12 protein-coding genes are annotated in these 13,014 nt (G+C 74.2%); 5 read left to right on the forward strand and 7 right to left on the reverse strand.

Annotated features, from left to right (window positions below; genetic code table 11):
- Nucleotides 1-2: 2 nt before the first annotated feature.
- From pcaD to ACIBEC_RS11875, 6 genes are all read right to left on the reverse strand, one after another.
- Nucleotides 3-1,193, reverse strand: a complete 1,191-nt coding sequence (gene pcaD / locus ACIBEC_RS11850; protein WP_360490806.1) for a 3-oxoadipate enol-lactonase — start codon at nt 1,191-1,193, stop codon at nt 3-5.
- On the reverse strand, nt 1,190-2,524 hold the full coding sequence (gene pcaB, locus ACIBEC_RS11855) for a 3-carboxy-cis,cis-muconate cycloisomerase (protein ID WP_360491547.1): 1,335 nt from the start codon (nt 2,522-2,524) through the stop codon (nt 1,190-1,192). Before pcaB ends, pcaD begins: the two co-directional genes overlap by 4 nt.
- An 85-nt stretch (nt 2,525-2,609) precedes the next feature.
- A complete protein-coding gene (pcaG, locus tag ACIBEC_RS11860) occupies nt 2,610-3,233 on the reverse strand; it encodes a protocatechuate 3,4-dioxygenase subunit alpha (protein WP_360490803.1) in 624 nt (207 codons plus the stop codon).
- Nucleotides 3,233-3,982, reverse strand: a complete 750-nt coding sequence (gene pcaH, locus ACIBEC_RS11865) for a protocatechuate 3,4-dioxygenase subunit beta (RefSeq protein WP_360490800.1) — start codon at nt 3,980-3,982, stop codon at nt 3,233-3,235. The genes pcaG and pcaH overlap by 1 nt, the downstream gene beginning before the upstream one ends.
- A gap of 28 nt (nt 3,983-4,010) precedes the next feature.
- Nucleotides 4,011-4,652, reverse strand: a complete 642-nt coding sequence (locus tag ACIBEC_RS11870; protein ID WP_360490796.1) for a CoA transferase subunit B — start codon at nt 4,650-4,652, stop codon at nt 4,011-4,013.
- Nucleotides 4,649-5,407: a CoA transferase subunit A gene (locus ACIBEC_RS11875; protein WP_360490793.1), complete on the reverse strand. Its 759-nt coding sequence runs from the start codon at nt 5,405-5,407 to the stop codon at nt 4,649-4,651. Before ACIBEC_RS11875 ends, ACIBEC_RS11870 begins: the two co-directional genes overlap by 4 nt.
- Nucleotides 5,408-5,542: 135 nt before the next feature.
- On the opposite strand from ACIBEC_RS11875, the gene ACIBEC_RS11880 reads away from it, so the two are divergent.
- Entirely contained in the window at nt 5,543-7,243 is a 1,701-nt protein-coding gene (locus ACIBEC_RS11880; protein WP_360490790.1) for an IclR family transcriptional regulator C-terminal domain-containing protein, read from the forward strand.
- 173 nt (nt 7,244-7,416) lie between these two features.
- On the forward strand, nt 7,417-8,058 hold the full coding sequence (locus tag ACIBEC_RS11885; RefSeq protein ID WP_360490787.1) for a DUF4360 domain-containing protein: 642 nt from the start codon (nt 7,417-7,419) through the stop codon (nt 8,056-8,058).
- A 113-nt stretch (nt 8,059-8,171) separates the two neighbouring features.
- Here the strand turns inward: ACIBEC_RS11885 and ACIBEC_RS11890 are convergent, their stop codons facing one another.
- Nucleotides 8,172-9,233, reverse strand: a complete 1,062-nt coding sequence (locus ACIBEC_RS11890; protein WP_360490784.1) for a LacI family DNA-binding transcriptional regulator — start codon at nt 9,231-9,233, stop codon at nt 8,172-8,174.
- A gap of 253 nt (nt 9,234-9,486) precedes the next feature.
- Here ACIBEC_RS11890 and ACIBEC_RS11895 point away from each other — a divergent pair, with 253 nt between their 5' ends.
- Genes ACIBEC_RS11895 through ACIBEC_RS11905 form a run of 3 tightly spaced genes read left to right on the forward strand, consistent with a single transcriptional unit; the run spans nt 9,487 to nt 12,961 of the window.
- Nucleotides 9,487-11,142, forward strand: a complete 1,656-nt coding sequence (locus tag ACIBEC_RS11895) for an ABC transporter substrate-binding protein (RefSeq protein WP_360490781.1) — start codon at nt 9,487-9,489, stop codon at nt 11,140-11,142.
- Complete coding sequence (locus ACIBEC_RS11900) at nt 11,142-12,095, forward strand: ABC transporter permease (RefSeq protein WP_360491544.1); 954 nt, start codon at nt 11,142-11,144, stop codon at nt 12,093-12,095. The genes ACIBEC_RS11895 and ACIBEC_RS11900 overlap by 1 nt, the downstream gene beginning before the upstream one ends.
- Nucleotides 12,092-12,961, forward strand: coding sequence for an ABC transporter permease (locus ACIBEC_RS11905; RefSeq protein ID WP_360490778.1), 870 nt, complete (start codon nt 12,092-12,094; stop codon nt 12,959-12,961). The genes ACIBEC_RS11900 and ACIBEC_RS11905 overlap by 4 nt, the downstream gene beginning before the upstream one ends.
- The last annotated feature ends 53 nt before the right edge of the window (nt 12,962-13,014 follow it).

Raw genomic sequence — 13,014 nt, forward strand, 5'->3', positions numbered from 1 at the left:
CGTCAGTGGTCGGCGGAGTCGGCGAGATGCCCGAGATCCGTGAGGTCAGTGAGGTCCGCGAGGACGCGCTGGGCGGTGGCGAAGGCCGCGTTGGCGGCCGGCACCCCGCAGTAGACGGCGGTCTGCAGCAGCACCTCGCCGATCTCCTCGGGGGTGAGGCCGTTGCGGACGGCGGCGCGGACGTGCAGTGCCAGCTCCTCCAGATGGCCGCGGGCGGTGAGGGCGGTGAGCGTGACGCAGCTGCGGGTGCGCCGGTCGAGGCCGGGGCGGGTCCAGATCTCGCCCCAGGCGTAGCGGGTGATGAAGTCCTGGAACCCGGCGGTGAAGTCGGTGGTCCGGGCGGTGGCGCGGTCCACATGGGCGTCCCCCAGGACCTGGCGGCGTACGGCGGTGCCCGCGCGGTGCCGGGACTGGTCGTCGCCGGGGGTGCTGAAGTGGCCGAGCAGGGCGGTGAGGACGGCCTGGGGCTGTTCGACGGGCGCGAGGTGGGAGGCGTCGGCGAGTTCCAGCAGGCCGGCGTCGGGGATGCCGTCGGCGAGTTCGCGGGCGTGGGCCGGTGGCGTGGCCGGGTCGCGGCGGCCGCCGATCACCAGGGTCGGCGCGGTGATCCGGGCGAGTTCGGCGCGCAGGTCGTACGCGGCGAGTGCCTCGCAGCAGGCGGCGTAGCCGCTGCGGGCCGTGCGGCAGAGGTCCGCGACCTGCGCGGCGGCGGCCGGTGAGCCGGCGAAGGCGGGGGTGAACCACCGGCCGGGCGCGGTCGTGGCGAGTGCCTCGGGGCCCTTGGCGCGGACGAGTTCGGCGCGTGCGCGCCAGCCGTCGGCCGGGCCGAAGCGGGCCGAGGAGCAGACCAGGGCGAGCGCGGTGACCCGTTCGGGGTGGTGGACGGCCAGGTGGGCACCGATCGCGCCGCCGAGCGAGAGGCCCGCGTAGCCGAAGCGCCGTACGCCGAGGTGGTCGGCGAGGGCGAGGACGAGGTCGGCGAGGTCCGCGACGGTGGTGGCGCGCAGGTCGGGCAGGATCCCGGCGGGGGTGCCGCCGTGGCCGGGCAGGTCGAAGCGGATCACCCGGTGGTGGCGGGACAGCGCGGGCAGTTGGGCGTCCCAGACGGCCAGCGAGGTGCCGAGCGAGGGGCCGAGGAACAGCACCGGGGCGTCCGGGGGGCCGTCGATCCGGTGGTGCAGTAGTGCGGTCACGAGGGGTTCTCCTGGGCGGGGGGAGCGGGACGGCGCAGCAGTGCGCGGTCGACGAGCGGGCCGGCGGCCCCGAGGTAGTGGGCGGGGTCGGTCAGCTCGCGCAGCCGGTCGGCGGTGATCAGGCCGTCCAGGGCGGCTTCCTTCGCCAGGACGTCGGCGAGGTTCGACTCCTCCTCGGCGGCCCGGCGGGCGGCGCGCTCCAGCAGGTGCCGGGCCGGGCCGCGGCCGATGACCGCGCCGAGTTCGCCGGTCAGGCGTTCGCTGACCACCAGGCCCCGGGTGAGACGGAGGTTGTCGCCCATCCGGTCGGCGAACACCCGGAGGCCGCCGCAGAGTTCGGCGGCCCGGTCGGCCGCGCCCCCGGTCAGCCGGAGCAGTTCGCGCAGCGGCTGCCACTCGGCGTGCCAGGCGCCGGCCGGGCGTTCGTCCTCCGCGACGAGCGCACCGAGCAGGACGGCGGCCAGGGCCGGGGCCTGCCGGGCGGCCGAGGCGATCAGGGCGGCCGCCACCGGGTTGGCCTTGTGCGGCATCGCGGAGGATCCGCCGCCCCGGCCCTCGGCGAGTTCGCCGATCTCGGTGCGGCTCAGCACCAGGACGTCGGCGGCGAGTTTGCCGAGCGCGCCGGTGGTGAAGGCCAGCGCGGCGGCCAGGTCGGCGATCGGGGTGCGCAGCGTGTGCCAGGGCAACTGTGGTTCGGTCAGGCCGAGTTCGCGGGCGTAGCCGGCGATCAGGGCGGTCCCGTCCGGGGCGTCGAAGGCCGCCAGGGTGCCGGCCGCGCCGCCGAGTTGGGCGGGCAGCCGGACGGCGGCGAGCCGGTCGGCGGAGTCCAGCACGAGGCTGCGCCAGCCCGCCGCCTTGAGCCCGAAGGTGGTCGGGACGGCGTGCTGGGTGAGCGTGCGGCCGGCCATCGGGGTCAGCCGGTGTTCGGCGGCGAGCCGGCCGAGAGCATCGGCGGTCCGGTGCAGGTCGGCGGTGATCACCGGGAGGCAGCGGACGGCGACCAGCATGGTGGCGGTGTCCAGGACGTCCTGGCTGGTCGCACCCCGGTGGACGTACGGGGCCGCCTCGGCGGGTACGGCCGCGGTGAGGTCGGCGACCAGCGGGATCACCGGGTTGCCGCCGGTCCGGGCGCGGAGTGCGAGGCTGTGCGGGTCGAAGTGCTCAACGTGGGCGGCGGCGGCCGTCACGGCCTCGGCGGCCGCCGCCGGGGCCTGGCCGAGGCCGGCCTGGGCGCGGGTCAGGGCGGCCTCGGCGTCCAGCAGCGCGCGCAGGAAGGCCCGGTCGCCGGTGGCCGCCTCGACCGCCGTACCGGCCCGGGCGGGGGAGAGCAGGCCGAGGTCGGCGCCGTCGGGAGCCGAGGGGGTGTCGGCCGAGGGGGTGTCGGCGGAGGGGGCAGCGGAAGTCCCAGTGGAAGTCTCAGTGGAAGTCAAGGAAGACCGTCTCCTCGGGCCCCTGCAGCCGGACGTCGAAGCGGTAGGCGCGCGGGGCCGTCTCGCGGGCGAGCAGGGTGGGGCGGCGCTCGGGGGCGACCGCGGCCAGCAGTGGGTCGGCCCCGGTGGCGGGCCCGGGCAGGTAGATCCGGGTGTACAGGTGGTGCAGCAGGCCGCGCGCGAAGACGCACAGCGACAGGTACGGCACCCCGCCGGGCGGCAGGGTGCGGACGGCCCACCGCCCGTCGGCGTCGGTGGCGACCCGGGCGAAACCGGTGAAGGTCATCCCGTCACGCCCGGCGAATCCGCCGCTGGTCGGGTCGCGGCGCAGCGAGCCGGGGGCGCCGGTGCGGCTGCCGTCCGGGGCGGGCTGCCAGAGCTCCAGCAGCGCGTCGGGGATCGGCTCGCCCGCGCCGTCGTACACCGTGCCGTGGAGGGTCAGCGCCTCGGGGTGTCCGGCGGGCGCGGGCTCGGGGCCGCCGGGGAACGGCAGCGCGTAGCCGTAGAACGGGCCGACGGTCTGGGAGGGGGTCGGGTGGAGCGCGTGGCCCGGCTGCGGGGGGATCTGTGGCGTCGGGTGTTGCGGTGTCGGGTGCTGGGGCGAGGGCATCAGCGGCCTTCCTCGAACCGGGTGGCGCCCGGCCCGTCCAGGACGATGTCCCAGCGGTAGCCGAGCGACCACTCGGGGACGGACAGCTCGTGGTCGTACGCGGCGACCAGGCGGGCGCGGCCGTCGGGGTCGGTGACGGACTGCAGGATCGGGTCGTACGGCAGCAGCGGATCGCCCGGGAAGTAGAGCTGGGTGACCAGGCGCTGGGTGAACGCGGTGCCGAACAGGGAGAAGTGGATGTGCGCGGGGCGCCAGGCGTTGGTGTGGTTGCCCCACGGGTAGGCGCCCGGCTTCACGGTGGTGAACCGGTAGTGGCCCCGGTCGTCGGTCAGGCAGCGCCCGACGCCGGTGAAGTTGGGGTCCAGCGGCGCCGGGTGCCGGTCGCGCTGGTGGGCGTAGCGGCCGGCGGCGTTGGCCTGCCAGATCTCCACCAGCTGGCCGGTGACGGGCCGTCCGGTGCGGTCGAGGACCCGGCCGGTGACGGTGATCCGCTCGCCGAGCGGTTCGCCGGTGTGCTGCCGGGTCAGGTCGTGGTCGAGGTCGGTGACGTCGGTGCGGCCGAAGGCCGGGCCGGACAGCTCGACCGCCTCCGGGTCGTGGACCGGGACGAGCGGCTGCCGGGGGTGGCGCAGGGCGCTGCTGCGGTAGGGCGGGTAGTCGCGGTCGGGGTGGTGGGCGGCGCTGCGGGCGGCCTCGGCGCGGGCGGCGATCTGCGCGGAGATCTCGTGCTGGGTGGGGGTGGGGGTCATACCGGATTCCCTTCGTGAGCCGGGCGGGTCATCGCGGCACCTCGATCCGCACCGGCGCGGCGGTCCGTCCCCGTAGGTCCTCGGCGCTCACGCCGGGCGCGGTCTCCACCAGGACGAGCCCCTCGGGTGTCACGTCCAGGACACCGAGGTCGGTGATGATCCGGTCCACGCACCCCCGGCCGGTCAACGGCAGGGTGCACTCGGGGACGATCTTCGGCGAGCCGTCCTTGGCGGTGTGCTCCATCAGCACGATCACCCGCCGGGCGCCGTGGACCAGGTCCATCGCCCCGCCCATGCCCTTGACCGTCTTCCCGGGGATCATCCAGTTGGCCAGGTCCCCCGCCGCCGACACCTGCATGGCGCCGAGGACCGCCGCGTCGATGTGACCGCCGCGGATCATGCCGAAGGAGAGCGAGGAGTCGAAGAAGGACGCGCCCGGGAGCACCGTCACCGTCTCCTTGCCCGCGTTGATCAGGTCCGGGTGCACCTCGTCCTCGGTCGGGTACGGGCCCACGCCGAGCAGCCCGTTCTCCGAGTGCAGGACGACGTCCACGTGCGGCGGCAGGAAGCCCGGCACCAGGGTGGGCAGGCCGATGCCGAGGTTGACGTACCAGCCGTCGGCCAGCTCCCGCGCGGCACGGGCCGCCATCTCGTTCCTGTTCCAACTCATGCGCTGCGCACCGTCCTTCGCTCGATGCCCTTGGCGGCGGCCTGCTCCGGGGTCAGCGCGAGGACGCGCTGCACGAAGACGCCGGGCAGGTGGATCTCGTCGGGCCCCAGCTCGCCGGGCTCGACCAGCTCCTCGACCTCGGCGACGGTCACCCGGCCGGCCATCGCGGCGAGCGGGTTGAAGTTGCGGGCCGCCCTGGAGAAGACGAGGTTGCCGTGCCGGTCGCCCCGGGCCGCGCGGACCAGGGCGAAGTCGGTGGTGATGCCGCGCTCCAGCACGTACGCGCGGCCGTCGTACTCGCGCACCTCCTTGGGCGGGGAGGCGACGGCGACGCCGCCGTCCGGGGCGTAGCGCCACGGCAGGCCGCCCTCGGCGACCAGGGTGCCGACGCCCGCCGGGGTGAAGAACGCGGGGATGCCGCTGCCGCCCGCGCGCAGCCGCTCGGCGAGGGTGCCCTGCGGGGTGAGCTCCAGCTCCAGCTCGCCGCTGAGGTAGCGGCGGGCGAACTCCTTGTTGTCGCCGACGTACGAGCCGGTGACCCGGCCGATCCGCCCGGCCGCGAGCAGCACGCCGAGGCCGCCGCCGTCCACGCCGCAGTTGTTGGACACCACGCTCAGCCCGCCGAAGCCGCATGCGTACAGCGCCCGGATCAGGACGTCCGGGACGCCGCTGAGGCCGAAGCCCCCGACGGCGAGCGAGGCGCCGTCCCCGATGTCGGCGACGGCCTCCTCGGGTGAGGCCACCAGTTTGTCCATTCCTTGCCCCTGTTCGCCTGGTGAACTATCGTTCGGAATTGTGAGTGCGCAGAGTGTGCGCCCGGGTCCGATGCCTGTCAATGGGCGTGTGAGGAGAATCCGTTGCAGCCCGAAGTCGCCTCCGAGCCTGCTTTTGTGCCCACCGCCTCCGCTGCCGCTCCCACCGCCGCGCCCGCTGCCGCGCCCGAGGAGGCCGTCGGCCCGCTGGAGCGCGGCCTCGCCCTGCTGCGCGCCATGGCCGTCGACCCGGCCCCGCGTCAGCGCCCCAGCGATCTGGCCCGCGCCACCGGCCTCGCCCGTTCCACCGTCGACCGGATCGCCACCACGCTGGTCCGGCTCGGGTACCTGCGGTCCGACGGGCGCGACCTCGTCCTGGCGCCCCGGGCGGCCGAGTTCGGCAACGCCTACCTGGCCGGCAGCCGCCTTCCGGAACTCCTTGGCCCGCTCGCCGTCGAACTCGCCGACCGCCTCGACGAGTCCGTCTCGATCGCCGTCCCCGACCAGGACGGCGCCCGCTTCGTCGTCCAGGCCACCCGGCGCCGCACCATGGCCGTCTCCTTCCGCATCGGCGACCTGCTGCCGGCCGAACGCTGCGCCCCGGGTGCGCTGTTCGCCGCCGGGTGGGACGACGCGCAGTGGGACGCGTGGCTGCGGCGCCGTCAGGGCGATCCGGCCTTCGGCGGCGGTCCGGCCGACGGGGCCGCTCCGGCCGGCGAGGGCTTCGCGGTGGTGCCCGCGCGGGACGTCGACGAGGCCGAGTTCCGGGAGCGGGCGCGGTCCGCCGGTGCGCGGGGCCGGTCGGTCGACGACCAGCTGATCGAACCCGGGCTGGTCGCCGTCGCCGTGCCGGTCCTCGACCCGGCCGGTGCGGTCGTCTGCGCGGTCAGCGTCGTCAGCCACACCAGCCGGCACGACGCCGACTCGCTCGCTGCGTACGCCCAGCCCCAACTCCTGGATTCGGCGCGGGAGATGGAGCAGCGACTGGTCCGACCGGCGCCGGTCGCGGCCGTGCTCGCGCCGCTCCCGCCGGGCCGTCGGCTCAAGGAGGAGCTCGGCTCCGGCTTCCTCCAGTCACTCGCCCGCGGGCTCGACGTGCTGCTCACCCTCGGCACCGCGCCCGGCGGCCGGCCGCTCGCCGCCGTGGCCCGCGCGACCGGCCTGCCGCGCGCCACCGCCCGCCGGTCCCTGATCACCCTCCAGCACCTCGGCTACGTGGCGGCCGACGGCGAGGGGTTCCGCCTCCTGCCGCGAGTGCTCGACCTCGGCTACGCGAGACTGTCGGGCCTCGCTCCGGCCGAGATCGCCGAGCCGCACCTGATCGACCTGGTGCGCCGTGTCCACGAATCGGCCTCGATGGCCGTCCTGGACGGCCCGGACATCCGCTACGTCGCCCGCGTCCCCACCACCCGCATCATGCGCCTCGACCTCGCCGTCGGCACCCGGCTCCCGGCGTACCCGACCTCGATGGGGCGGGTCCTGCTCGGCGCCTTGAGTGAGGAGGAACTGGCCCGCCAGCTCGCTCATGTGACGCTCAGTCGGTTCACCGAGGGCACCGTGACGGATCCCGGCGCACTCACCGCGGCCATCCGGTCCGCCGCCCGCGACGGCTACGCCCTGGTCGACCAGGAGCTGGAGGAAGGGCTGCGCTCCCTCGCCGCCCCCGTCCACGACGGGCGCGGCCGGGTCGTCGCCGCCGTCAACCTCGCGCTGCACGCGGGCCGGGGCACCCCGGCCGAGATGCTCGCCACCTTCCTGCCGCCCCTGCGGGAGGCCGCCGCGGCGATCGCCGAGGACCTCGCCACCGTGCGCCGTTGGTCCGTCAACTCGGGCTCCTGAGGCGGAGTTCGCCCTGCGGGGCGGCCGGTGCCGGATGGTCGGGCACGCCCGTGTCGCGACCCTAGGCGTCGGCCTTCGAATGTGCTGACATATCCATGTCAAATCAGGGGCTCCGCTCGGCCCGCACCGCACCGCGCCGGCCCCGACTCCGTGCACGATCGAAGGGGAAGCCCATGCTGCTCCGCGCGCTGGCCGTCGCGACCGCCGTCGCCGCATCGCTGTCCGGCCCGTCGGCCTTCGGCGTCGACTCGCTCCCGACCCCGCCGGACCGGATCGTCATCGACGTCGCCACCGTCAACGGCTCCGGCTGTCCGGCGGGAACGGCCGCCGTGGCCGTCTCCCCGGACAACACCGCCTTCACCGTCACCTACAGCGACTACCTCGCCCAGGTGGGGGTGGGCTCCAAGCCGACCGACTTCCGGAAGAACTGCCAGCTCAACCTCCGCGTGCACGTACCCCAGGGCTTCACCTACGCGATCGCCTCCGCCGACTACCGCGGCTTCGCCCACCTGGAGAAGGGCTCGACCGGTACCCAGCGGGCGAGTTACTACTTCCAGGGCCAGTCCGAGACCACCTACCAGAACCACCGCTTCGCCGGCCCGAGGGACGACAGCTGGCAGGCGACCGACACCGTCGACATCGCGGCCCTGGTCTTCGCGCCCTGCGGCGAGGAGCGCAACTTCAACATCAACACCGAGCTGCGGGTCGCGGCCGGGAGCTCGGACCCGAACCACACCACCAGCTTCATGACCATGGACTCGACGGACGGCGACATCAACACCGTCTACCACCTCGCCTGGAAGCACTGCCCCTGACGGCAGTACCCGTGACAGTCGGGCCGGCGACCGGCCGGCTGTCGTGTCTGGCCCCGGTGGAGCCTGCGTCTCCCCGGGGCCGGACCGTGTCGGGGCGGACGCGGGGCGCCGGCTCAACCGCCGTCGCGCAGCAGCGAGGAGGCGCGGATGTCCAACCGGGTGGGGACGAGCACGCCGGTGGGTTCCCGGCTGCCGCTCTCCAGGGCGGCCATCAGCAGCTCGATGCCCTTCTCTGCGATGAGCGCGGGTTTGAGGCTGAGCGTGGTGACCGGCGGGTGGGTGTGGGCGGCAGAGGCCTCCTCGCTCGCGCAGGCCAGCAGCAGGTCGCCGGGGACGGTCAGTCCGGTCCGCCGGACGGCGTCGAGGACGAGCGGCGGCGTGGCCTCGGCGAGGACGAAGAGGGCGTCGGGCCCGGCGCCGGTCGACCGCCCGGGGCCGTTCAGCAGCCGTTCGAGGGCGGCGACCACCGGCCCGTCCCCGGGCCCGTCGGTCCGCACGAGCCGGGGCTCGGCGCCGTGCTCGCCGCACCAGCACCGGTAGGTGTCCGCGACGGCGGTGTGGAAGCGGGTGACGGTGCCGGGCAGGACGACGGCGATCCGGCGCGCGCCCTGTTCCCGCAGGTGGTCGAGGACTTCGCGGATCGCGCCGTCGGCGTCCACGTCGACCCAGTGGGCGCCGGGGCGGCCCTCGACGGAGCGGTCGGTGCACAGCGGGATGCGGGCGGCGATGAAGTCCTCGACGAGCGGGTCGTCGTCGAGGGGGTCGGCGACGATGGCGGCGTCGAGCGGCAGGTCGGCCCACTCCTCCGGTGCGGAGCGGGCGGGCAGCAGGACCAGGGCGTAGCCGTGCCGGAGCGCCGCGTGGGCGGTGGCGCTGGTGAGTTGGGCGAAGTAGGGGGAGCTCATGTACGACCCGGGGTCGCGCGCGTACTCGCCGACGGCGTAGCCGATCAGCCGGGCGTGGCCGGCGCGCAGCAGTCGGGCGGCGGCGTTGGGCCGGTAGCCGAGGCGGCGGGCGGCCTCGCGGGCGCGTTCGCGGACGGTGTCGGACATCCGGCCGGTGCCGTTGAGCGCGGCGGAGACGGTGGTCTTGGAGAGGCCGGCCTCGCGGGCGACATCGACCAGGCGGATCCGGGGTGCGGAGGTCGGGTCGCCGCCGCGCGGGGTGTGCGTCATGTGCCGATGCTGCCAGTCCGGACGGGCGTTCGTCAGTAGTCGACGCAGTAGTCGCGGCAGAGTCGCGTCAGTAGCCGTGGCAGTGGTCGCGTCAGTGGTCGTGGCAGTGGTCGCGTCAGTGGTCGGGCACAGGTCGCTTCAGAGTCGCGACCTTTGGAAAATCGTTCCCGCAAAGGCTTGTGCGGGAACGTTCCCGCATCAATACTCCACTGCAACTCCCAGCCCCCACGACTCAGAAAGGGGTGGGCTTGCCGTGCGCCTTCTCCCGCGCCGCTCCAGATCCACCACCTTGCTCGCCGCCGGTTCGCTCCTGGTCGCGATGGCCGCGACCGCCTGTTCCGGCGCCACCGCCAAGCACGCCGCGAACGCCGACGGCACCTCCGGCTACCAGGTCGCCGCCCTCACCCCGCCGGCCAAGGGCTCGCTCCCGTCGTTCAGTTGGTCGCTCTACGCCGAGCCGCAGTCGCTCGACTACGCGCTCGCCTACGACTACCCGCCGAACACCGTGCTGGCCAACGTCTGCGAACAACTCTTCCGCGTCACACCGGACATGAAGATCGAGCCCGGCCTCGCCCTGAAGTCCGCCAACCCGGATCCGCTGACCTGGGTGTACACCCTGCGCGAGGGCGTGAAGTTCCACGACGGCGCGACGATGACCGCCGACGACGTGGTCGCCTCGCTGACCCGGCAGATGGACCCGGCCACCGGCTCCTCCTGGGCCAGCGCCTTCAAGAACGTCGCCTCGATCACCAAGTCCGGGCCGCTGGAAGTCACCATCACGCTCACCAAGCCCGACGTGCTGCTCAACGAACTGCTCGCCGCCTCGCCCGGCACCATCGAGAGCGCCGCCTACCTCGCCAGGGCCGGCAAGGACTACGGCAGCCCGAAGGGCGGGGTGGACTGCACCGGCCCGTACGCGATCGACACCTGGGCCCAGGGCGAGAGCATCACCCTGAAGAGGAACCCGGCCTACTGGGACAACTCCCTTGCCCCGAAGGCCGACAGCGTGAAGTTCGTGTTCATCGCGGACGCCTCCGCCCGCGCGAGCGGCTGGCTCTCCGGCGCCGTGGACGGCGGCTACATGGTGCCGTCCAGCTCGCTGGTGCAGATCCAGGGCTCCTCCCGAGGCAAGGTCTACTTCGGCCCCAACACCGCTGCCGCCGACCTCGCCGTGCTCGACCTCCATGGCACACTCGGCGATCTGAGGGTCCGCCAGGCACTCTCCATGGCGCTGGACCGCGACGGCATCATCAAGTCCGCCGCCGGCGGCATCGGCGTTCCCGCCAAGGCCCCGGCCGCACAAGGGGCTTGGGGGATCGCGCCGGAGCGTACGGCCGGCTACTTCGCCGCCCTGCCCGCCCCGGTCCACGACGTGGACGGCGCCCGCAAGCTCGTCCGGGACGCCGGCGCGAGCGGCAAGAAGGTGGTGATGGCGACCAGTTCGCTCGCCCCCGAGATCAGCGTCGTCGGCAACGCCGTACAGGCCGCCGGCCGGCAGATCGGCCTGGACGTCGAACTGCGGCCGGTCTCGCCGGACGCCTACTCGGCGCTGTTCACCGACCCCGCCGCCCGGGCCGGCCTCGACCTGGTCGTCACCAACGGCTACGACAACACCCCGGACCCGCTGGAGTTCTACCAGTCCCTGCACACCGGGGACTTCGGCAACTACGCCAACTGGTCGGACCCCGAGTTCGACGCCCTCTACGACCAGGCCGTCGCCGCGACCGACCCCGGCGCCCGCGCCGACCTCACCGCCAAGCTGCAGCAGATCGCCGTCCGCGAACTGCCCTCCATCCCGCTGTACGAGGCGCCGTTCTCCGTCTTCCTCGGCAGCCGGATCACCGGCGCCCCGGCCGGCATCGCCCAGCTCTACTACCCGTGGGCCGCGACGATCGGCTCCGCGCGCTGATGACCGGATACCTGCTCGGCCGGCTCCTCGGGCTGGCGGCGGTGCTGCTGGTGACCTCCTTCCTGGTCTTCAGTGCCGTGCACCTCGCCCCCGGGGACCCGGTGTCCTTCCTGCTCAAGGGCCATCCGGCGACACCGGAGGCCAGGGCCGCCATCGCCGCCCAGTACCACCTGGACGAGCCCTTCCTCGTGCAGTACCTGAAGTGGCTCGGCAACGTGCTGCACGGCGACTTCGGCCGCTCGGTCCAGTTCCGCCAGGACGTCGGCTCGCTGATCGGCTCCCGGCTGCCCGGCACCGCGCTGCTGGTCGGGTACGCGGCGGTGCTGGTCTGCGTCGGCGGCGTGCTGACCGGCGTGCTGGCGGCGCTGCGGCCCGGCGTCGCCGACCGGGTGGTACTGATCGGCACCGGCGTGGCCACCGCCACCCCGCCGTTCGTCACCGCGATCGGCCTGGTCTCGCTGTTCGCCGTGCAGCTCGGCTGGTTCCCCGGCCCGGGCTCCACCGGCACCGGGTTCGGTGACCGGCTCTACCACCTGACCCTGCCCGCCGTCGCCCTCGCCGTCACCCTCGCCGGACTGCTCGCCCGGGTGACCCGCTCGGCGATGCTGGACGAACTCGGCCGCGAGCACGTGGAGGTGGCCCGCTCGCGCGGCGTCCCCGAGCCCACGGTGATCCGTCGGCACGTGCTGCGAGGCGCCCTCGGGCCGATCGTCACCGTCGGCGGGACGACGCTGGCCGGGCTGCTGGTCAGCACGTCGATCGTGGAGACCGCCTTCAACGTGACCGGCGTCGGCCAGCTGCTGGTGCAGTCGGTGACGGCCAAGGACTTCCCGGTCGTCCAGGCCGTCACCCTGCTGACCGTCCTCGGCTTCGTCCTCGTCAACCTGGTGGTCGACCTGCTCGCCCCGCTGATCGACCCGCGCGTGTCCCTGGCCCGAGGAGGTGCCGCATGACCGCCACCGCGCCCGTCCGACCGCTGCGCCGCCCGTGGCCGCGCCGCCTGCAACTCCTCGGCAACGGACCGCTGTTCACCGCCGCCGTACTCCTGCTCGGCGCGCTCGTCCTGGTCACCGCCCTGGCGCCGCTGATCGCCCCGTACGACCCGGAGGCGCTGGACCTGCAGTCCTCGCTGCTCGGCAGCAGTGCCGACCACCTGCTCGGCACCGACCAGTCGGGGCGGGACGTACTCTCCCGCCTGCTGTACGGCGCGCGCACCGGACTGCTCGGCCCGCTGCTGGTCGTCGGCCTCTCCACGGCGCTCGGCCTGCTGCTCGGCACGGTGGCCGGCTGGCGTGGCGGCTGGGTCGACGCCCTGCTGTCCCGGGCGCTGGACCTGGTCTTCTCGGTCCCCGGGCTGCTGCTCGCGATCATGTTCGTGGCCGTCGGCGGAACGGGCCTGACCGCGCCCGTGATCGCCATGTCCGTCGCTTACACCCCGTACGTGGGCCGCCTGGTGCGCGGGCTCGCCCGGCAGGAGAAGGCCCGGCCGTACCTGGAGTCCTACCGGGTGCAGGGCTGGTCCGGGTGGACGATCTGCACCCGGCACCTGCTGCCCAACATCGCGCCGACCGTGCTCGCGCAGTCGGCGATCAACTTCGGCTACGCCCTGATGGACCTCGCCGCACTCTCCTTCCTCGGCTTCGGCGTTCAGCCGCCCGCCGCCGACTGGGGCGCGATGATCAACGACGGCGAGGCCGCGCTCCAGCAGGGCGCCATGCTGCCCGCACTCGCACCATCGGTGTGCATCGTGCTGGCCGTCGTCGCCTTCGGCATCGTCGGCGAGGGCATCGCCGACCGGCTCGCCCGACGGGAGCGCTGACATGAGGAGCGCCGACATGAGGAGCGCTGACATCAGGAACGCTGACATGAGGA

The sequence above is a fragment of the Kitasatospora sp. NPDC051164 genome (assembly GCF_044455625.1).
GTDB lineage: Bacteria > Actinomycetota > Actinomycetes > Streptomycetales > Streptomycetaceae > Kitasatospora.